Source organism: Colwellia sp. D2M02 (genome assembly GCF_018860755.1).
Classification (GTDB): domain Bacteria; phylum Pseudomonadota; class Gammaproteobacteria; order Enterobacterales; family Alteromonadaceae; genus Colwellia; species Colwellia asteriadis.
The window spans coordinates 38,243-60,259 of record NZ_JAHKPW010000003.1 but is presented as its reverse complement, the minus strand read 5'-3'; the positions used below and the strand labels follow the sequence as shown (position 1 = coordinate 60,259).

Here is a 22,017-nt window from a genome sequence, read left to right as displayed (position 1 = left end):
CTTTTTCTAATTTCTTCGTTAAATTTACTTGCAATAGGCCAGCTATTGACGCGAAATTTGCCTTGCTTATCATATGAAAAGAAGAAAAGCTATTAAGCTAGAGATTCAGAAAAATAATTTTTTCTGATATTTCAACTTGTTAAATATCTCTTAAACCGAGTTCAGGTTATTTAGGTAACTATCTTTATGCTTTTTTACGTGTTCTTTATCCGCTATAGATTTACTTTACAGTGTGTTTATTAGTTTGCACGCATCACTTTGATAAGGGCGACTTTAATGGCATGCGTTGACGAATATCAGCAAGGTGCGCTGGATCATATACTGCACTAATAAAGCCCTCTCCCTGCGCTAAGCAAGTAAGAATATCACCCCATGGACTAATAATCATTGAGTGTCCCCATGTTTTTCTACCATTTTCATGAGTACCTTCTTGTCCTGCTGCAATAATATACACTTGATTTTCTATTGCCCTTGCTTGTAATAAGGTTTGCCAATGTGCTTCGCCCGTGACTTGAGTAAAAGCACTCGGTACCGTAATCACGTTGGCACCTTGTTGACTTAATTTTTGAAATAACTGAGGAAAGCGCAAATCAAAACAAACCGTTAAACCAATATTTACTAAGGGAGTTTTAACAATACTAATATTACTATAGTTAATAGCTCCGGCTTGGGTATAACGCGACTCGCAATAGCTTTGCGTATTATCAGTTACTTCTACATCAAACAAATGAATTTTATCATATCGCCCAAGCTGTTCACCTAGTGGTGAGAAAACACAGCTACTGTTGGTAAACTTATCATTTTGAGAGCCCAATATTGGAATAGTGCCAGCCACCAAGTACACTTGAAATTGTTTAGCTAACTTTGCTAATTGCTGATGTAAATACTGATTATCGGCAGTTTTTTGCGCTAAATTGAGCTGTTCGCTATCTTTAGCGCCAAACAGTAAACAACATTCAGGCAGTACTACAATATGTTGGTGATTTTGTGAATCAGAAGCTAATTGCTGCTCAGTTAACTGGCTCAGCTGCTTAGCAATACTTTGTAAGTTAATCTCAACATCAGCACACGATGATAACTGTATTGCCGAGAGTAATACTTGGCTATTGGGTTGCTCTTGCATAGTAGAGGTATTAACCATTCAGTTTCTCAGTGCTAAGACCATTAGTCTCTTGCTGTTGTTTATTTTTCTGTAGCGATTTATCGTGAAGTGGTGATTTATACTGCTTTAAATGCGGTGCTTCATTATTTGGTAAGTTTATATTGTGCTGGCTTTCCAATTGCTGCTTATCATTTGCTGGAGTGCTGTTACCTTGATAATCAGCGGTATCAACCATATCCGTTTTATCACCGCCAACACTGACATTTTTCATTTTACGATCAATCATTTTAAAGTCAGGCTCATTAACCGTTCCTGTTAATGCAAAATTAAACTCTGACACTACTTGCGACTTAATGACTTGGTCTATAGCAACCCCTGCCAAAAAGGTCACGGGGTTTAACGTTACAATCCACGCCATAACGGGCAAACTTGAACTCAAGTTCGGCTTATATGACATATTATAGTTTAGCTCGCCGTTAATTAAGTGAGTATTTCCTGTCATTAACAGATTACCCGCAGTGCCATCCATTTGGGTATTATTGGTATATAACACGCCTTCTCTCACCTGATAGTCACCTTTAATGCTGCTATAAAACATACCGTCACTAAATATATCTCGAAAATCTAACGTCAGTTTTCTCACCAAAGATTGTAAACTTAACACAGAAAAAATACGGGCTTTGTCTGGTACATCGGCTAAATAGCCATCATCTAGTTTTGCCTGAAACTTACCATTAAGCTGTGCTAAGTCAAATTGATGAACCCCGCCTTGCCAATCTAAATTAAACTCCATTTTACCGCCGCTATCACGAATAATAGAGTCATACCCCAACGCGCTTAGTTCGTGCTCAACACTATTTATAGCCATTTCACCTACAATAGTGGTTTGTGATATATCGCTATTTTTAAGCCATGTTAAGGCGAAGTTTATATTGGCTTGCTCTCGTTTAGCAGTAAAATCAGGTATTTTCAGCACATCACCATCACGCTCAAGCGTAAAGTCAACTTTGCCTAAATTAAGTAACCCTATTTGACAACGATCACAATGCAGCTTAATCGGCGGCATATTAGCAAAAACACCATCATCATAATGCTCGTCGTCAAAAGAGTTTTCGATCGTTGCGGAGCTGTCATTAACAGTAGCAATGTCACTTAGGTTCTCATTCTTTGGCTGTTGATTAAGGTGAATAAACTCAGCATTTACTTCAATACCTTGTTCAAGCCAATCAGGATAAAACTTCACTTGGCTGCGTGTTTCTTTGGCATTTAGCTGTAATAGCCACCAATCTTGTTTATCTAAGAGGTTAAAACTTACGTTATGTAATTTTTGTCCTAAAACATCAAGCTCTGCAACGGTACCTCTAATACGCTCAGGAGCTGATAGTAGCGGTTGGTAGTTTGCTGATGGGTCTCTTTTATTATCATTAATACTATTAAGAACATCACTAATAAAAGGTTGCCAGCTTGCAATATCGGCTTGATCTAACTTAGTGGTAATATGAAAGCCATCCATAGGTAGCAACATAGTATCGTCACCTACCACTAGGTGCGCACGAGAAAAAGCGCTAGAGTCGTGATCTAGAACCCCAAAAAAGCTAAGTTGTTCATTATAATCGACTGCGATTTGTGACTTGTCTAATTGTCCACTCACCTGAGCAGTAAAGTTTTTGATAGTGGTCAGGTTTTTATGATAAGGGGCAGGTAAATCAAGCGCCGTGTTAGTCAAATCTGATTTCAGATTGAAGTCATATGAAAAGCCCCCTTGATTGTGCTGATGGAGCGATAACTTCCCCTGCCAGTCTATATCACCACTTAGATATTTCGTGAGTGATTCAGGTATATGCTGTTGCCATGCTTTGGGTTGCCAGTGTGCCGACAGCATGATATCAGTATCATAATAATCAGGCTTATTTGCACCTGTCACCGCAATATTCAGCGGTAGATCTTGCCATGTTAATGATAATGCTTCGGTATTAATTTTATCGTTAACAAAAGTTAACTGGCCAACAATATTGTGCAGTGGTATTTCTGGTGCGGCGAGCTTCATACTATTATTTGAAAAGTTAATTAAGCCACTTGCAACAACGTCATCCAGTGCATTTAACGGTAACATTAACTCAAACTGTCCTGAAATATCACCACTAACTCCAAGGTAGCTTAAGGCACTACCAACACTATCTTTTAAGGGGCTCTGCGTAATTAGCTGGTTAACATGCTTTGCGGCAACTGAACTAATAGGTGCATCTACCGTAAGCACTTGCTTGTGGGCTAAATCATTAATGCCAACTTTAACGCCTTCTACATCAAGCCCACTTAGGCTTCCTTCTCTTCCTGTAATTAACATAGCATTATTAGTGAAATTTAAATTGGCGGCAAAGTTAGTTATTGCTGGCCATTGCTCGGCAAATTTAAAAGTACTATTTGTTAACTCGGCATCAACGACAAAAATTCCGCTACCGTCTGTGTATGGAAAACTTTTTAAAGGCCCATTAAGTAAAACTTGTGCCTGTGTTAACTGCCCAGCAATAATAGCGTTATTCAAGTAACTAACGAGATCCTCGCTCATGATTGATAATGGTAAGTACTTACCTACCATACCGGCATCACCATCACTAACATTAGCTAATAAAGCCATAGTGACACCCTCATTTTGAGGAGCGGTAACACGCACTTGTGCTGAAAGATTAATCGCACTAGAAACAAAGTCCAATTGATTAACCTGTAATGACCAACCTACATCACTAAAGTCGATATTAGCCTGTGCCGTTAACGTTTTATAAGGGAAAGGAGCAACAAAATGCTCCGCAAAATCTAAAGAACCTTGCTCTGCTAATAGGTTTACTGTCAAATAATTATCAACAAAACTTAAATCACCTGAAACATTATCAAGCCCTGGAATACCTTGACTAAAATGATTAGAGACGCCAGAAAAATCGCTATAAAGCGAAAGCCCTCCTTGGGAGTACTTTATAAAAACATCGTCTAAACTACCGACTAAAGCTAACTTCTCTAATAAGGCATGTTGATTTTTATCTTGTAAAAATAAGGGAGGTAAATGACTAAATAGCGCTAAATCAATACTTGAAAGGTGTGCACTAAAACTATCTCCTTGTTTCGCGAGGTTTATTTTTATCTCTTGCGTTACCTCGTCATTGATATGCATAACAAGCGGTGTGCTGAATAAGTCGAAATGATCTTTTGTTGAGCCTCTACTCAATAATAGCTGCCCTTTTTCAAAGGTCAGAGTTTTATCGCCTGTTTCAAGCAACCAACTGATAGTGCTATCGCCTAACTCAACCTGTAAACTGTTTAACGTACTACGTTCTACGTTAAGCCAAGCAGAAAAGTTAATATCTGTTGCTGCTTTTTCACCTTCTAATGCTAATACTTTGTTTAACCATGGCGTAATATCAATATGATTCGCTTGTAAATACAGCGGCCCCGTTAAATTATTAATATTATCACCTTGCAAGTTAACCTTTACTTGTAAGTTATTACTACTTAAGCCATTAACTACCACCGTACCTTCAGCCTGGTGACGATCATCTTCATTTGACCAATTAAGTTTATTAATATGAAAATGGCGGTCTTTTTTATCGTCTCGAACAATAATTTGACTATTACGTAAAGAGAATTGGTTAATACGATTTAGAAAAAGGTTCGCTATGATTTCAAAATTATGATTACTTGCATCAGCAGAAGAGCTTTCTTGCAACAATTTCTGGTCAAAAACAGCATGAGCACCCGACAATACTAAATTATCGGAAATGAGTCGCCCTGTAGTAACCGAACGCCAAAAATCAATTTGCACAGCTAACTCTGTAATTTTAAATTGTGCTTGCTCACTATCAAGTACAATTACATCGCCAACTAATAAGGTAGGGCCTACTCCTTGCCAAGTCATTGCTAACGAACCGATCGTTAGCTTAGTTTGGTTTTGATTGTTAATATAATTTTGAAAGTCCTCTTTGTAATGAGGGACATAGGGAAGGAATAAACGAAAAGCACTGATCAACACAGCCACTAATACCACCAAAACGGCAACGGCTTTATAAAGTCGGTTTAACCAACGGTTGGATGTGCGAGCAATACTCATGAAACGGTGTACTTTCCTCTAATTTTTTCTGTATTGTGGATAATCACAACATCTAATAGCATTATAACCTCATATCGCTACATCATCACGACATCAAATTGTTCTTGATTATACATGGTTTCTGCTTTTACTGTGATTTGCTTACCAATAAATACTTCGACTTCACCTAAATTATGACATTCATCGTTAGCTAAAAATTCACAAACAGCATTTGATGCATAAACAATAAACTTATCTGCATCGTGAGCACGGTTTACCCGTACAATTTCACGCAATATTTCAAAGCAAACCGTTTCAACCGTTTTTAAATTACCGCGTCCTGTACAAACGGGACACTCACCACAAAGTATATGCTCTAAACTTTCGCGAGTGCGTTTACGGGTCATTTCTACTAACCCTAATGAAGAAAAGCCATGAATACTATATTTGACATTATCTTTGCTCATAGCCATGTCTAGGCTGTGTAGTACTCGTCGTTTATGATCTTCATCGTGCATATCAATAAAATCGACAATAATAATGCCGCCTAAATTTCTCAGTCGCAATTGACGCGCAATCGCTTGTGTTGCTTCAACATTGGTACTAAAAATAGTGTCTTCTAAATTGCGGTGCCCAACAAAAGCCCCAGTATTAATATCAATAGTGGTCATGGCTTCGGTTTGATCAATGATTAAATAACCACCTGATTTTAATTCTATTTTTCTATGTAAAGCACGTTGAATTTCTCGCTCAACAGAAAACAAATCAAAGATAGGGCGTTCGCCTGGGTAGTATTCTAATAGCGGTGTTAACTCTGGAACGAATTCTTTAGTAAAGACGACAAGTTGATCAAAAGTAAGTTTAGAATCAATACGAATACGTTCTAACTCAATACCAACAAAGTCTCTTAAGACGCGTAGCGATAATGACAAGTCTTGATATAAAGGTAACTTCATTTGCTTACGTTTTTTACGTTCAAGTACCTTTTGCCATACACGACGAAGAAACTCGGCATCGTGTTTTAATTCCAATTCACCTGCCCCTTCACCAGCAGTACGTACAATAAACCCTTGTTTATCATCACAATAAGGACTAACAACCGACTTTAAACGCTTACGTTCATTCGCATCTTCAATGCGTTGAGAAATACCTGCATGACTAGCATTTGGCATTAACACTAAATAACGGGAGGCAATAGTAATATCTGTTGTTAAACGTGCGCCTTTAGTACCCAGAGGATCTTTCACCACTTGTACCATAAGTTGCTGGCCTTCATGAACAAGCGCCCTAATATCAGGCACTTGATCAGTCTCTTCATTTAAAATCAGCTTGGAGTTAATATCGGAAGCATGTAAAAATGCAGCTTTATCAAGGTTAATATCAACAAAAGCGGCTTGCATACCTGGTAAAACACGAATGACTTTACCTAAATAAATATTACCAACAATCCCTCGTTTGGCTTCTCGTTCTATATGAACTTCCTGCAAAGAGCCATTTTCAATAAGCGCTACGCGAGTTTCACTCGGGGTAATATTAATTAATAATTCTGCGCTCATGAATATCCTTTATTGCTCGTTGAAGGTAATGAGATTATCTGTAAACTTAAACTGCACTTACTTTATAGGTATACGTTATCATTGCTTTAAATCTATATTAACTATACCAGTTATCGAGCAAGCTTTACGTAATAACCGGTAGCTAGTTTTGTTGTATTGCTGAAGGTAACCCCATTGTTTTTAATAATTCAGCAGTTTCGTACAAAGGCAAACCAACCACTGCTGAATAACTTCCGGTCATTGAAGTAACAAACTGTCCTCCAATACCTTGAATTGCATAGCTTCCCGCTTTATCTTGTGGCTCACCTGTATGCCAATAAGCGGTCATTTCTGCAACACTTAGTACTTTGAACTGTACGTCGGTTGTTACTAATTTCGTTACAATTTTATCCGCAGCAACAACGGCAATAGCCGTTAATACTTGATGTTTTTTACCTGACAACAAAGATAATGTATGAATACAGTCAGCTAAATCAGCAGGCTTACCAAGAATTGCATTATCGATAACCACACAAGTATCTGAGCCTAAAACCAGACTTTGTGCTTGCGTAAATGATGACAACGTTGAGAAGACAGCTTCCGCTTTTTCAGTAGCTAGCCTCACTACATAGTCAGCTGCTTGTTCAGATTGTTGTACCGATTCATCAATATCACTTATCTGTATTGCAAATTGATAGCCTAGCTGCGCTAACAGCTTCTGTCGCCTTGGTGATTGTGACGCTAAAACAAGCTTTTTATCTGTCATAATTTCTAATCTATTAAACTAATGTTCTACTATTTAATCTTAAAGTGGCGACGTACTCGGCGTAATAATAAAAATACCCAAGGCCATAAAATAATACTGGTAATAACGGGGTATAAGTAACTCGGCAAAAACACCGCATCACTTAAAAAGCGCTGTAACCAAAAAACAATTAAGTGATAAAGAGCCGCCAATACACCAATAATTAAAGCCTGTTGCCACACTGAAAAGTTTCGAATTTTTTGAAAGTTAACCACAACAATATACATAGTTAATGCCATGGCTGCCGCGTGAATTCCTAATGTAGACCCTAGCAATACATCAAGTAAGAACCCCATCAACCATGCGGTAATAATGTTAATTTTACTCGGTAACGCTAAACACCAATAAACTAAAACAATCAAAACCCAATCAGGACGAAAAGCATCGAATGCTAGTGGCATTGGCATAATGCTAGCCATCAATGCGATCAACAAACTAAAAATAATAATAATGCCGTTATGAGAAAACATTAAGACTTATCACCTGTTACATTAGATTTTTTTGGTGCAAAAATACTGGTAGCTTTATCTTCCGATAGTAATAGTAAATAACGTAAGCGATCTATTTTCGCTACAGGTTCACTATAAATTGTCGCAAACTCGCCTGATTCATCCGCTTTCACATAAATAACCTTAGCAACAGGGTAACCTTCAGGGTACTTTCCTCCTAAACCTGAAGTTACCAATAAATCACCTACTTGAATGTCAGCACTATGAGGTACAAAATTATGAACAAGTCGGTCTATTCTGCCACTACCTGAAGCGGTCAACCGGATACCATTACGCTGAACTCGAATAGGTACAGCAACGGTAAGATCTGTAATTAAAATAACGCGTGAACTGTGTGCGCCAACTAATAAAACCTGCCCAACAATGCCTTCTTCATCAAGTACTGGTTGCCCTTCATAGACACCATCCTCAGCACCTCGGTTAATCACAACTTGGTGGCTATATGGGTCACTATCAACAGAAAGAATAGTCGCAACCATTCTTTTTATTTCACTGCGAATAGGAGAAGACAACAATAAGCGTAGGCGCTCGTTCTCTTGCTTAATAATAGCGAGTTGCTTTTTCTGCTCGCTAAAAAGCAATTCTTTTTCTTGATACGCTTGGTTTTCAGCCATCAATTGTTGGCGAGTGACTAAGTTATCTGCTGCCCATGTAATCATTTGTTTAGGTGCGTTAGCCATAAACTGCAGTGGACTAACTAACGACTGCAAATAACCACGTACTGTATCAAAACTCGCCATTTTATGATCAAAAAATATCAAGGCAATAGAACAACAAAGCACCAAGACAAGTCGGTGCTGAGGAGAGGGTCCATGTTTAAAAATTGGATTCATAGAATAAAATTAATAGCTAAGCAATACATCTATTATCAGTATTACTCATACGAGAATAAGTCGCCGCCGTGCATATCAATCATTTCAAGGGCTTTACCACCGCCACGTGCTACACAAGTCAGTGGGTCTTCAGCAACAACTACTGGAATACCGGTTTCTTCCATTAATAAACGATCAAGATCTTTTAATAATGCGCCACCACCTGTTAACACCATACCTCGTTCAGAAATATCTGACGCTAATTCTGGTGGTGACTGCTCTAATGCCACCATAATAGCGCTAACAATGCCTGATAATGGCTCTTGTAAAGCTTCAAGAATTTCATTGCTGTTAAGAGTGAAACTACGAGGAACACCTTCTGCAAGGTTGCGACCACGCACTTCTATTTCAATTAACTCTTCACCTGGATAAGCAGAGCCAATTTCATGCTTAATTCTTTCAGCCGTAGCTTCACCAATTAGGCTACCAAAGTTACGACGAACGTAATTGATAATAGCTTCATCAAATTTATCGCCGCCAATACGTACCGACGATGAATAAACCACACCATTTAATGAAATAATACCAACTTCGGTAGTACCACCACCGATATCAACAACCATAGAGCCAGTAGCTTCTGATACAGGCATACCTGCACCAATTGCAGCCGCCATTGGTTCATCAATTAAATACACTTCACGAGCACCAGCGCCTAAGGCTGATTCACGAATAGCTCGACGCTCAACCTGCGTTGAACCACAAGGAACACAAACTAAAACACGTGGACTAGGACGTAAGAAGTTATTACTGTGCACTTGTTTAATGAAATGCTGTAACATTTTTTCAGTGACAAAAAAATTAGCAATAACACCATCTTTCATCGGGCGAATTGCTTCGATATTGCCAGGCGTTCTACCTAACATCTGCTTTGCTGCAGTACCGACTGCTGCAACACTTTTTGACCCACCGGAGCGGTCTTGTCGAATAGCAACAACTGAAGGTTCGTTTAAAACAATACCTTGATCTTTAACATAAATAAGGGTGTTAGCGGTTCCTAAATCGATAGAAAGATCGTTAGAAAACATACCGCGCAATTTTTTAAACATAGCGTTCAAATGTCCTATAAAAAATGGAGAGTTAATTTGACCGAAAAATTATTCTTATACAGATCAGTCAATCATACCTTAGTCTTACGATAATGTGTTGCTTTTTTACAGAAAAATAGCTAAGAAACATCACTTTTTTAAAAGATCTTAACGAACTAAAATCACTGATGATTTGTCAAAAGTTAACGCGCCTAAATACAAATTTAGGCTACAGTAACAAAGCGAGGGAAGAATATATTGCTTTTAGCGTTCAACTTCTCGCTGATAAATAATACGATCATTACCACGAAAAACACCAAAGGTAGCAACAGCAGTAGGGTTATTGGTAAACAAACCGTCATCATCCCAGTCATATTGCAACCAAGGCGCAATAGAATACTCCACTCCAACCTTGCCTTGCAAAATGCCATTACCAGTAGGCGCCGTTAAATAAATATCGCGCGTTGACCCCTCAACAAAGCTACCACTGCCGCCCTCAGCACTCGTTTTATTTTTATTTAAAGTTATCGTGTTTAAGTCAATTTTGCTGCTATCCCAAACAGTACACTCATCGTCAGAGTTGACAACATAGTTACCTGTTGTTGCCAAATATTGTAGATGTAATGGTTGTGGCAGGTTTGAAGTTTCAGGGCCAAAACTATTTTCAAGTATTGCACGACCAAAACGTACTTCTTTTCCTGCTGGGTTGAAGGTAATGACAGTATCAGCGTTTAAAATAGGCCCTAATGCATCAGGATCGCCATCGGCATCATTTGCACTAATAAGATCGTCATCAATTATCGACGCTAAACTTAAATTTATATCCGATGTGAACGGTGGTATCTCTGAATTTTTTTCATGTAAGTAGACAAAATGATCATTAACACTGTAGCGGTAAGTTAATGTTCCTAGTGGCGCTGCTTGCTCAATTAACTCACCATTACTATAAGTAGCTACTAAGCGCACTTTATTAGTAGTATCAACACCATATCGTGATGCATCACTAATAGGAAAATCAACCTTAGTATTCGTCCCGCTCCCATCATCAACTTGATAACGATTTATACCCGAAAGTGGTAATCTCATAAAGTCACCACGATAATTTTTTGTAGTACTACAAACACCTGCTGGGCATAGCGAGGATTTAGCGGTTATTGACAATTGTGGCTGCGTTAAATATTGCAATGTACCTTTAGCTGTAGCTGTTAAATCACTCATTTGCCCGCTATAAACGAATGGCATATCGGGGTCAACGCCTGTACAAACAGAAGCAAGAATGCCGTCATTCACAATACTTAACTCAAAATGATCAGGGGTAAACCTTCCAACATTTACTACCTGTCCTTGAATATTGCCGTCTGAACAGACATTACCACCATTATCACAGGCATCTAAATAATTACCACTGCTTAAATTAGCCAACAGCTCAATGATGCCGACTTCACTATATGTGTAAGAATTATCAACCGTGCTACCACTAAAACTATTGCTTGTTTCGGTGGATAAATCTCCTGGCGCTGCACCAGCATCATTAGGTAGTAATAAGTTATGCGTAACGTCCAATGCAGGAGCTACAAAATGTTCTGCTACGCTATTACCATTTACTGCAGTAAAATTATCAGGAACACCATCAGCATTGTCATCCTGACCATTTTGCCATTGCACCGCAGTGGCAGTCATCGTAAATGCCTCGCCAGCTTTTTTAAAAGCGCTCTCACTAGCATTTTGCGCAAAGGCGTTAGCACTATTGCTGTCGTTATTAAAGTTTAAAGCAAAGGCAAAAGGACGCACTACATAAGCATTAGAGCTGCCTTTAAAGTCCAATATTTTTTTATTACCTGCATCATCTTCTACCTCAACAAATTTTTGCGCATTCAGGATTAACTTACCTGCATCGGGGTATTGTATGGAGAAATACGCTTTAGAGTCTGCACCAAAACGCAAGCTTCTCCCTGCTGCAGATTGAGCAATAGCATAGGTATTACCATTATTAGTGAGTTGGACAGCGTTGTTACATGAGCTACTGTCACCATGACAGCTATAAGAAAGATTAACATCAACATTGCTATTCTCAGGAAATGCCGCAACACAGCTCGCAGCATTATCACTTGTTTTTACCGCCTGTAAGTATAAGGACCTCGCTTTAAAACCTTCATTAGAGGGTTTACCTGATAACTGTATTGGGATCACAGGGTAAGTATTAACTGTATTACCAAAAATAAAACCGCTATCACTAAAGGCAACATTACATGGCGTTGTTGCACTACCTTTACATTGATAAGCTTGATCTAAACTTAACGCCGCATTGCCAACCGATGTGTAAGCATAACTAATATTAGTACTACCACCCGAAACGGTTAAACTACGATTACTTACGCCATTAACCAATAATTCAACATTGAAATTGTCAGTATTTAGAGTACTACATGCTGAGTCTGCGCAGGCTTTAATGATGATATTATCTGCTTGGCAAGTTAACCCTTGCGCATCAATGGTATCAATTTGAAAATGATCAAAGGTAGGGCAGCCAAAACTTTCATTCATATCGGCTGTAATTTCACTTTGGGCTAAAACAAAGTTGTAAATACGAACTTCGTCAAACTTGCCATTAGCCGAATAATTTGATGCAAGAGCTCCATTATTATTACCACTATAAGTCGATGAGTTATCACCAAAGATAACATTACCTAAATCTTTAATAGCACCTGAAGTATTTCTATTTGCATTAATACGTAGAGTGCCATCAACATATAACTCAAATTGGTTGGTATTAAAATTCCAAGTAGCCGTTATGTAGTACCAAGTATTACTACTTCTTGGTGATATCATTGGCTCCTCAATAAAAAAGTCACCGTCAACATCATCCTCAAACGAGAAGCGCAACAAGCCGTTCTTCATAATATTTAAGGCGAAATATTTGTTACCAACTCCCAAGCCAAGGTTTAATGAGGCGTCAAATAGTGTCCTTTCGCCACCATTATAGCCTCCTTGATCCCAATGAGTATTACCATTAAACCAAAAACTAATAGTCCCCATATTACCTACATCATCAACTAAATTAACATTAGATGAAAAGGCATTATTAGTTTGTGAGCTTGTATTAGTACCGTTACTATCAAATCCTCGACAATATTTACCTTGAGCAACCGATTGCCCACCTATATTGCTAGCGTGATTATCGTTACCGCTGGTATCATCAATTTGACTATTAAAGTTATTTTGTTCAAATTGATATAAACCCACCAATAAAGGGCAGCTAACAGGAGTACGAATACTGCCATCATAGTTAAATTGACTTGCTTGAAAGTTATATATTTCGTCGACATTGCTCGCACTTAACGGGCCATCAAAAACCATGAACTCATCTAAAGGTGCTCTAAAGCCTTGAGCATTATTAGTGTTTACTGCATCGTATGATGTACCTATATACTTAAGCGTGCCGGTTACAGAGCGGTTAATGGTGTCCACTAAAACACCGTCAATATAAAGCTGAGTTTGACCAGCGTTGTATACCAAAGTTAAGTGGTGCCATGAATTATCTAAACTGGCAAAAGAATAACTACCATTAGTCGCTCCCGACAAATTATAAACTCCCCAACGCCAACTATTATTGCGGTCTAAATACAATAAATCACCACCACCACTCATAGAGCCTAAAATGTAATAACGGCTACCAGAAGTTATTGTTGGCTTTTTAAACCAAACTGAAACAGAATAGTTTGTCGGTAAGGGGACGGCTGTTTCTATATAGTGCCTTTGATTTGATAGGTTTACCGCACTTTGAATTTGCCCTGTACTTTCACGCTCAACCCCATTAAAAGTTCTACCCGAAAAGTTCCCTGTACTATCAATTATTTCACCGACAGCGCCAGTATAACTACACTCATCAAAGTGGTAATCAAGTATTGGCTCAGGCGTTATTACAGGAGTATTGTCGCACATACCGTTAAAGTCAGCGTTATTAATAACATCTTCATCGTAATTAATCGTGACTCTTGCATTAGTTGAAATACTTCCCTCTGCAGCCACCGCACCATTAATTTCAATACCACCGGGGCTATTACTATCGTGAGGGTCATCAGGATTTCCTGATAGACTAATTGCGCCTCTAGCATAAATAATGGCGTTAATTTTAGTGTCGTTACCACTAATAGACATACTACCATTAGCAATAATAATTAAATCTTCAGGGTTCCCATCAACATTTATTTGAGCATTGACCCAATTAACCCCGTTAGCAATATAGAGTCTTGCTGTAGTTTCACTGGCAGGTGATGATGATACAAATATTTCTTGTTGCGCAGCATTACTTTGATACTGCCCATTACCCAAATTTAACGTTTGAGGATTAGCAAGAAACCCATCGGCACCACTAAAGTGAGGGACATTGATGAATACCTTATCAGGGGGCAATAAATCATGAGGCATTGGTGAACTCGGAAATATATCAAGGCACTCAGCTGCATAAAGCCAAGGCGCAGAAAATACCATGAGAAAGATAAAGCTTACAATACGAAGCATTTATAAGCTCCTCGCTTCAACTTGAATAGTGCGGCTACTTAGTACTACATCTTTAGTATCACTGGTTATAGCACCGCTACCACATTCACCCGTACTGGTTAAACGATAATACTTAATGAGTGTATCTGGGTCACTAAAGTACAATTGGCAAGTCGCGACTGCTTTGCAGTGGTACAAGCCTGGTATATCTATACCTGTTTCAGGTAAGTTATATGTTTTATCTACTGGGCAGTTATCAATAATAATTACCGCAGGGTTAGGGTTTAATGGAAATAGTTTTTGTAAATGCGCTTGCATACCTGAGTTTGCCGCCATCAATGCTCGACTGCCAATAACTTCTTGAGCTATTGTTTCACTACTACTTGATAAAACGCGCATCAAAGCAACCCCTAATAAGGTTAAAACAATAATAATAAATAATGCCAAAATTAACGCACTCCCTTGTGAGCGTTGCTTTTGTCTACTTAGTAAAATTACTTGTTTAACCACGAATAAACTCCATTAGTACTAGCACTTCAATTTACGGAATATTATTAATATGAATCGCATGATCAAAAATAACGGTTTCTGTATCACGGGTAAAGTTGAGCTTCATTTGCACTACCGCATTACGTTGTAATGAAGCTGGTAACACTGTAAATGGTAGGTTATTTTTATTAAAAAAAACATTTTGTGCCATTAAGCTGTAGTTACCATTTAGAATATTACTATTTGGTGGTAACTCTTGATTCTGGTTGAAATTGTAACTTGAATAGCGATTGAGTACGCCATGTTCTACACAATAACTTACTGGCTCATTAAAAATAAATGCCCTACTTGTTGGCGAATATTCCGCAAAATTAACATTACCCGCAGTTAAATTAATAACAGGGTCAAGATAACTAGCAATTGTAAAAACCTTACTGATATTATCATTATGGTTTTGATAAACATCTTCGGGCGAAAGTGGATAAACGATAACTCGGTCGCCACAACTATTACAGACATAATTGGCATTTTTTAAGGTTAAAAAAGGAATAACCGTTAAGTTATTGACAGGGGCATCTGGTATAACCGCTAGCTTTGTATAAACGGTACTAGCAACAATAGGTACAAATTCAAGACATTGCTTAGTAGGATTTGTCGAGTTATCAACAGCAACTCTAATACTGTTAGGTACCGCATTACGAATCTCTCGATTTAAACGCTCAATAGCAAAACGGGCGCTTGAAGTCAGCTCATCGCGTTCAGTAACATTCACATAGGTTTGGGTACTTAGAGTAATAAAACCGCCAATACCAACCGACATAACCCCTAAGATAATAATAACGATAATCAGCTCCATTAAAGTGAAGCCGTTATTTTTGTGCTTAATATGATTGCGGTTAGCTTTTACGCGCGCTTTAGCTACATTAAACATCGCCATTAAAAGTTTGCCTTATGGGTAGCAAATTTTATTTCTGTACCTAACGGAGTAGTAACAGTGACAACAATACGCTTAGCTAAAGTATGCGCTAAGCCTAAGTCTTCGCCAGCATAGCTAACCTCTACACTGATAATAAAACTGCTGTAACTATTATCGAGTGCAACCCCTTGCACATCCCTCTTTTCGTTATAACCATTGTAGTCATCAACATCATTATAAGTACTACTATCGTTCGCGGTTTCACCTGCTGCTGCTTCAAAACCTAAATCGGCCTCATCGGTGCAGGAGTTAGTACCGTCACCTGGCTCACCACAGCGAATACGTCCACCCGCCATATCTGATTTGTGATCAAAAGCTCGGCTACTAATATCATTTAACATGCTTTGCCCTAATTCTGCGGCTTTAATTTGCAAAATGTTATCTGCGCTCTTTTCTTCGGTTGGCGCAATTAATGATGAAACTATCGCCAATGCAATAGATAACACAACAATGCCAATAATAATTTCAACTAGAGTAAAACCACGCTGTTTAACTAAGCTTACTGAAGAGGTAGATAATGAAGATTTAAAGCCCATGAATATAACCTTCAGCTTCAATTTTAATGTCTAGGCTTTCAACAGCACTTGTAACCGTAATAGTGCAGCCACCATTACAATTACTAGTGGGATCGCTAGGGCGACCTAACCAATCAAAACGAACAATAACGGAAGAATTACCGCCAATTGAAAAGGTAATATTATTACCTGATTCAACAATATGACCAGTTAAGTCAGGTTGCCAGCTAGCCCGCATAATATTTTGCTTTGTACAATCGGTTCTATCATCAACCCCGTAACGTTGCGCTTCAATAATAAGTTGATGGCAATAATGACTATTTGAATCAGTTTGCTGCATAGCGCGTTGTTGAGTTAAGCGCAGCGCCGAAATTAATTGTGCGCGATGGGTATGTGCTTGATAGCTGTTAGTGCCATCAAATTTAGGCAATATATTAATAGCCAAAATCGCCACTATAATAATAACGGTGACTAATTCTATGGTAGTAAAGCCTAGATTATTTCTCATAAATTGATTTTTTTAGACAAAAAAGGAGAGCTAGGCTCTCCTTTTTTAATAAGAATAAAGACTAACAACCAGTAAACACCGTTATGGTTGGTTTGGCACCAACAGCAGTTGCTTCAATATACTGAACAGAACATGCATCACCAGCTGCTGGGCTAGCTGGTTCTTTGCCGTTAGCATATACTGCATAAATTGCTGTAGCTCCATCACCCTCTGTACCTATTTGTGCAACAGTAAAATCATTGGTTGTATCAATATCTAACATATTTCCCCAATCCGTACTATCGTTTGTTGGATACCCATAACTAATCGCCACATCATTTGTTGAGTCTACAGAAACTTCTTTACCATCTGAGAATGGTGCATCTTGATCGCCAGCAATTAAAGACTTAGAGTGAACGAGTGTTGATGCACTTTGCATTGACGCTTTAATAGCTTTTAGTGTTGCTTCATGTGCATCAGCATTAAGATTAATAAACTTAGGTGCTGCGGTAACCGCTAAAATACCTAAAATAACAATAACTACCACTAATTCGATTAAAGTAAAGCCTTGTTGCTTTTTCATTATGTATACCTACTACTTATATAAAAGTTAAAATTAAAAACGAGTTGATATTCCATTCACTTTATATTGCTAAGAGTTTTAGGCGATAGCGCCAATAAAACCCGTAGCAATTCATCCCTTATGACACGACTAACTATTCAATTAATACCAAGACAGAACTGTTTGCTGGTTGGTAAGTGAAACTATTACCTACAACAAGATTTGCAGGGTCTACATATAAACCATTAGCATCTCTATTTAAGGTATCTTTTAAATAGTAATGACACAATGAAGTAGAACTACTACCCGACTTACTGGCAAAGTAATTAATACCGTCGCCAGTAGCACTATTCAAAGTCGTTAAGCTAGAGGTAATTGTTGGTGGTTGCTGTAAAATATTTTCCCAAATTTCAATACAATTTTCTACGCCAAAACCACCACCTAAACCGCCACCGTCAGTTAAACCAACGACATAGCCAGGTCTTATTTGTGGAGTTGTTGTTGTATTTTCTAAAGTTAAAATTAACTGAGTACCGTCATACGACACTGTATTATTGGTTCCTGTTTGTGGGCGACCTTCTGCTTCCCATTGTGAACGTACTAACGAAACACCTGTAGCGAAGCCACCCGCCATACCTTCAATATTAGCTTGTTGTGCCTGTTCAGTTAGATCAATAAACTTTGGAATAGCAGTAACCGCTAGCAAGCCTAGAATAACCACCACAATCACTAATTCAATTAAGGTAAAACCTTTTTGTTTACTCATTTCTTTAGGTAAACCCTTTGAATAAATATGCATACTTACCTCACAAACACTCAAAAATTACAGTAAACAGCTATAAATCAGTAGCCTATCTACCATGTCTTATAAACTATTGTAGCAACAATTTATAATAAAATTCATTCATTTAATTGTATATTTGTAGTGCATATTACAAATTAAATCAACTTATTAGCAATTAATTAGTTGTTAACACCAAATTAATTATCATTACCGTACACCTGAGTCACCTGACCCGTCGCACTGTAGTATTCAAAATAATCGCCTGTTGATAAAATATATCGGCATTGATGATAATTACTCAAGCGCTCATTGTGTATTTCTATTGCGGCAACAGAAAACTTCATTAATGACATTGGCATACTCATCGCTAACTGCCAAATATGTTCACATGCCGTAATATTATGCTTAACTAGGCTGCTTCTTTCGGTATCAAGCCAGCCTTTTTCGTTTACACTTACGCGCACAACACTTGCTGCTTTATCTTGCTTAGCAACACCTGACAAACTCACAACAGGCGGCCGGTTATCCATTTGCCATTGAGCATGTACAACAACCACAGTATTTTTAAAGTTTTGCGCTAGGGTTTTAAAGCCCGCTTTGGTGATATTTTCTTCTTGAGAAAAATAATAGCCAATAAATAATTTCATTAAAAAGCCCAATAGAATAATCACCAGAATAAACTCTGCAACTGACTTTTCTCTTTTTTCTGAGCTTTTAGATGTTTGCATAATAGTATGCTTGCACTTAGTTAACGTTAATGGAACATTAAAATATATATGTTAGAGCTATTACTTACCTTGCATTGCTGACGCCATATCCCACATTGGTGTGAATATCCCCAATGCTAACACCAACACCATCACAGCAACGATAACTAACAATAGCGGCTCAATTCGGGCGGTTAAGGTGCTTAAGTCGTAATCAACTTCACGTTCATAATAATCGCCAACCTCTTTAAGTAGGTCGTCCACACGCCCAGTTTCTTCGCCTACTGCCACCATTTGTAAAACAAGCGGTGTAAATAAAGTACTGGCAATGGCTGAGCGTAAAAGACTTTCACCGCTTTCAATGGCGACACGCATCGCAATAATTTTTTCTTGCATATAGCTATTATCAACAGCATCAGCGACTAAATTCAAGCCGGTAGTCATTGGCACCCCCGCTTTTAATACAATACCAAAGCTATGAGAAAAGCGTGCTAAAACAGAGCGCTCAATTATACTGCCAATAATAGGTAGTTTAACTTTTCGCTTATCCCAATGAAAACGCCCTACAGGTGTTTTTAAATAGCGTTTAACACCCAAAAAAGTAACAACTAACACCAGCAGCATATAAGGCCAATAATTAAGAAATAGATTAGAGCTGGCAATAAGAAAACGTGTTGCAAGTGGAAGATCTGCACCAAGCTTGGCAAACATGTTAGCAAAAGTGGGAATTACAAAAATATTTAAAATAACAATAGCAGCAGAGAGAGCAATAACAACCATAGACGGGTAACGTAACGCGGTTTTAATACGTTTTCGGGTTTGTTGTTCGCGCTCTAAATAATTAGTAAGCTTTAAAAAAGACTCATCAAGTTGCCCAGTGTTTTCACCAACGTGTATTAAAGAGACAAAAAGAGAGTTGAAAATATTAGGGTGCTGATTAAATGCAGATGATAAGGCATAGCCCCCTTCAAGTTGCTTGGTAATTTCAGTTAACGCTTTTTTTAAACTCACTGAAGTACTCGACTCTGCCATGCCCTTAATTGCTCGTAAAATCGGCACACCTGAGCGCATTAAAGCATACATTTGTCGACAAAAAATAATGAGTTCATCAAGAGAAACTTTATTAAAACCAAGTAATTCCATTACATCTTGATTGCCCGAACTCTGGTTGGTGCTATCCGTTTTTTTATTAGCAGCAACTATAGCAATTGGCGTAATACTTTGGCGAAACAGCAACTCAGCAACGCTGGTAGAGTCTGCCGCATCAATAGTTCCTGAAACTTGACTACCTGCACTGTTACGACCTGTATAATTAAATGTTGCCATTATAAATAGACCTTAGCTGCTGCTTTTCATTAGGCGTTAATATCAACGGTTTCAACTAAGCGTAGCACTTCTTCGACAGTAGTTATTCCTTGCAGCGCATAATCAAATGCTGCGTGTGCTAACGGCTTAAACGTAGGATTAGCTTTTGCTAATTGACTAAAAGCGTCGCTATCATCACGTTTTAATGCCGACATCATCGCCTCATTCATTTCAAGTAGCTCAAAAACACCAATACGCCCTTTATAACCGGTATATTGGCAAGACTGACAACCTTTACCATGAAAGTACTCGGCTTGATTTGCTTTGTCACCCGCTAAATGGGTTAACCATAATAGCTCTTGTGCATCGGGTTGGTAGCTTTCGCTACATGAATCACATACTCTGCGCACTAATCGCTGCGCAATAACCGCTCTTAATGAACTGCCAACTAAAAAGCCAGCAGCTCCCATGTCAATTAAGCGTAAGGCACTAGTAATAGCATCGTTAGTATGCAATGTTGATAGCACTAAGTGACCCGTTAATGCGCCACGTAAACCTATTTCAACCGTTTCTTGGTCACGCATTTCACCCACCATCATAATATCGGGATCTTGGCGAAGCGCGGTACGTAAAACGCTTGAAAAAGTTAAGTTTATTTTAGGGTTAACTTGTACTTGATTGACTCGTGATAGACGATACTCAACAGGGTCTTCTACGGTAATAATTTTTTTACTAGCCTGATTAAGCTCACTTAATGCCGCATAAAGTGTGGTGGTTTTACCGCTACCGGTTGGTCCGGTTACCAAAACCATACCATGAGGGCGTGATATTTGATGACGAATTCGCTTAATTAAATCGGCTGGCATACCCGTTTGCTCAAAGGATAATAAACCTGCTGACTGGTCAAGCAAACGCATAACCACCGACTCACCATATTGCACTGGCATAGTAGACATACGCACATCAATACTATGACCTGAGATTTGAATATTAAAGCGACCATCTTGCGGTATACGCTTTTCAGAAATATCTAATCCTGCCATTAGCTTTAAACGCAGTACCATCGCTGAGGCTATTTTATTTTCTTTTAAAATACTCTCTTGTAAAACACCATCAATACGTTGGCGAATACGCAATTGCTTTTCGTCTGGCTCTATATGAATATCTGAAGCACGCATTTGCACGGCATCTTCAAATACTGACTGCAATAGTTTACCAACTGTTGCATCACCGGTTTCATCAACAAAGCTACTTGAAACATCAAACGTCGATGATTGCTCATATTCTTCTTCAAGCTGACTAGCAAAAGATTCGATATCGGCTGTACGGCGATATAAACCATCAAAGGCTGAGAATAACTGCGACTCCATCACTACAGCTAACTCAATACTTTTCGGTGCCAACATGCGTTCAAGCTGATCTAAGCCACTTAAATCGGCTGGGTCACTCATACCTAGTAAAACCGAGTCACCTCGATCTTCAATAATTAACGCGCGTAAACGCCGAGCATGCACTTCAGGTAATAGAGCTGCAACACTACTAGGAATTTTTCTTTGGCTTATATCTAAAAAAGGTACTTCAAGCTGCTGTGCCAAAAACTGTAATAGTTGGCGTTCGGATAAATGCTGCAACTCAATTAAGGTGTCACCGAGTTTTCGACCTGTGCTTTTTTGGCTATTAAGCGCTTCCATTAGCTGCTCATCAGAAATGATATTTTCATGAACTAATAAGTCGCCTAAGCGCATTTTTAATTTAGGGGCAGCCATGTA

The 22,017-nt window shown here is 38.5% G+C and carries 17 protein-coding genes; all 17 read right to left on the bottom strand.

What is annotated here, in order from left to right; all coding sequences use genetic code 11:
• Positions 1-253 precede the first annotated feature (253 nt).
• The 17 genes from KO495_RS00390 to KO495_RS00310 all read right to left on the bottom strand — a co-directional run bounded on the left by KO495_RS00390 (position 254) and on the right by KO495_RS00310 (position 22,014).
• A complete protein-coding gene (locus KO495_RS00390) occupies positions 254-1,141 on the bottom strand; it encodes a carbon-nitrogen hydrolase family protein (RefSeq protein ID WP_252738718.1) in 888 nt (295 codons plus the stop codon).
• Positions 1,134-5,198, bottom strand: a complete 4,065-nt coding sequence (locus tag KO495_RS00385) for a YhdP family protein (protein ID WP_215978412.1) — start codon at positions 5,196-5,198, stop codon at positions 1,134-1,136. Before KO495_RS00385 ends, KO495_RS00390 begins: the two co-directional genes overlap by 8 nt.
• A 77-nt stretch (positions 5,199-5,275) precedes the next feature.
• Positions 5,276-6,733: a ribonuclease G gene (rng, locus tag KO495_RS00380; protein WP_215978411.1), complete on the bottom strand. Its 1,458-nt coding sequence runs from the start codon at positions 6,731-6,733 to the stop codon at positions 5,276-5,278.
• A 142-nt stretch (positions 6,734-6,875) separates the two neighbouring features.
• Entirely contained in the window at positions 6,876-7,478 is a 603-nt protein-coding gene (locus KO495_RS00375) for a Maf family protein (protein WP_215978410.1), read from the bottom strand.
• Between the two features lie 29 nt (positions 7,479-7,507).
• Positions 7,508-7,987, bottom strand: coding sequence for a rod shape-determining protein MreD (gene mreD, locus KO495_RS00370; RefSeq protein WP_215978409.1), 480 nt, complete (start codon positions 7,985-7,987; stop codon positions 7,508-7,510).
• Positions 7,987-8,859 carry a rod shape-determining protein MreC gene (gene mreC / locus KO495_RS00365; protein ID WP_215978408.1) on the bottom strand — a complete coding sequence of 291 codons (873 nt, stop codon included), beginning with the start codon at positions 8,857-8,859 and terminating at the stop codon, positions 7,987-7,989. Before mreC ends, mreD begins: the two co-directional genes overlap by 1 nt.
• Before the next feature lie 41 nt (positions 8,860-8,900).
• Positions 8,901-9,944: a rod shape-determining protein gene (locus KO495_RS00360; protein WP_215978407.1), complete on the bottom strand. Its 1,044-nt coding sequence runs from the start codon at positions 9,942-9,944 to the stop codon at positions 8,901-8,903.
• Positions 9,945-10,187: 243 nt separating this feature from the next.
• Complete coding sequence (locus KO495_RS00355) at positions 10,188-14,444, bottom strand: LamG domain-containing protein (RefSeq protein WP_215978406.1); 4,257 nt, start codon at positions 14,442-14,444, stop codon at positions 10,188-10,190.
• On the bottom strand, positions 14,445-14,933 hold the full coding sequence (locus KO495_RS00350) for a pilus assembly PilX N-terminal domain-containing protein (protein ID WP_215978405.1): 489 nt from the start codon (positions 14,931-14,933) through the stop codon (positions 14,445-14,447).
• A gap of 31 nt (positions 14,934-14,964) precedes the next feature.
• Positions 14,965-15,849, bottom strand: a complete 885-nt coding sequence (locus KO495_RS00345) for a prepilin-type N-terminal cleavage/methylation domain-containing protein (protein WP_215978404.1) — start codon at positions 15,847-15,849, stop codon at positions 14,965-14,967.
• Complete coding sequence (locus KO495_RS00340) at positions 15,849-16,424, bottom strand: prepilin-type N-terminal cleavage/methylation domain-containing protein (protein ID WP_215978403.1); 576 nt, start codon at positions 16,422-16,424, stop codon at positions 15,849-15,851. Before KO495_RS00340 ends, KO495_RS00345 begins: the two co-directional genes overlap by 1 nt.
• Positions 16,414-16,911: a type II secretion system protein gene (locus KO495_RS00335; protein WP_215978402.1), complete on the bottom strand. Its 498-nt coding sequence runs from the start codon at positions 16,909-16,911 to the stop codon at positions 16,414-16,416. Before KO495_RS00335 ends, KO495_RS00340 begins: the two co-directional genes overlap by 11 nt.
• Before the next feature lie 61 nt (positions 16,912-16,972).
• On the bottom strand, positions 16,973-17,473 hold the full coding sequence (locus KO495_RS17640) for a type II secretion system protein (RefSeq protein ID WP_215978401.1): 501 nt from the start codon (positions 17,471-17,473) through the stop codon (positions 16,973-16,975).
• A 133-nt stretch (positions 17,474-17,606) separates the two neighbouring features.
• Entirely contained in the window at positions 17,607-18,218 is a 612-nt protein-coding gene (locus KO495_RS00325; RefSeq protein WP_252738717.1) for a type II secretion system protein, read from the bottom strand.
• Positions 18,219-18,433: 215 nt separating this feature from the next.
• Entirely contained in the window at positions 18,434-18,964 is a 531-nt protein-coding gene (locus tag KO495_RS00320) for a hypothetical protein (RefSeq protein WP_215978399.1), read from the bottom strand.
• A 60-nt stretch (positions 18,965-19,024) separates the two neighbouring features.
• Entirely contained in the window at positions 19,025-20,269 is a 1,245-nt protein-coding gene (locus KO495_RS00315; RefSeq protein ID WP_215978398.1) for a type II secretion system F family protein, read from the bottom strand.
• A 29-nt stretch (positions 20,270-20,298) separates the two neighbouring features.
• The gene (locus KO495_RS00310) at positions 20,299-22,014 is read right to left on the bottom strand and encodes a GspE/PulE family protein (RefSeq protein ID WP_215978397.1); all 1,716 of its coding nucleotides are present in this window, start codon (positions 22,012-22,014) and stop codon (positions 20,299-20,301) included.
• Positions 22,015-22,017 lie beyond the last annotated feature (3 nt).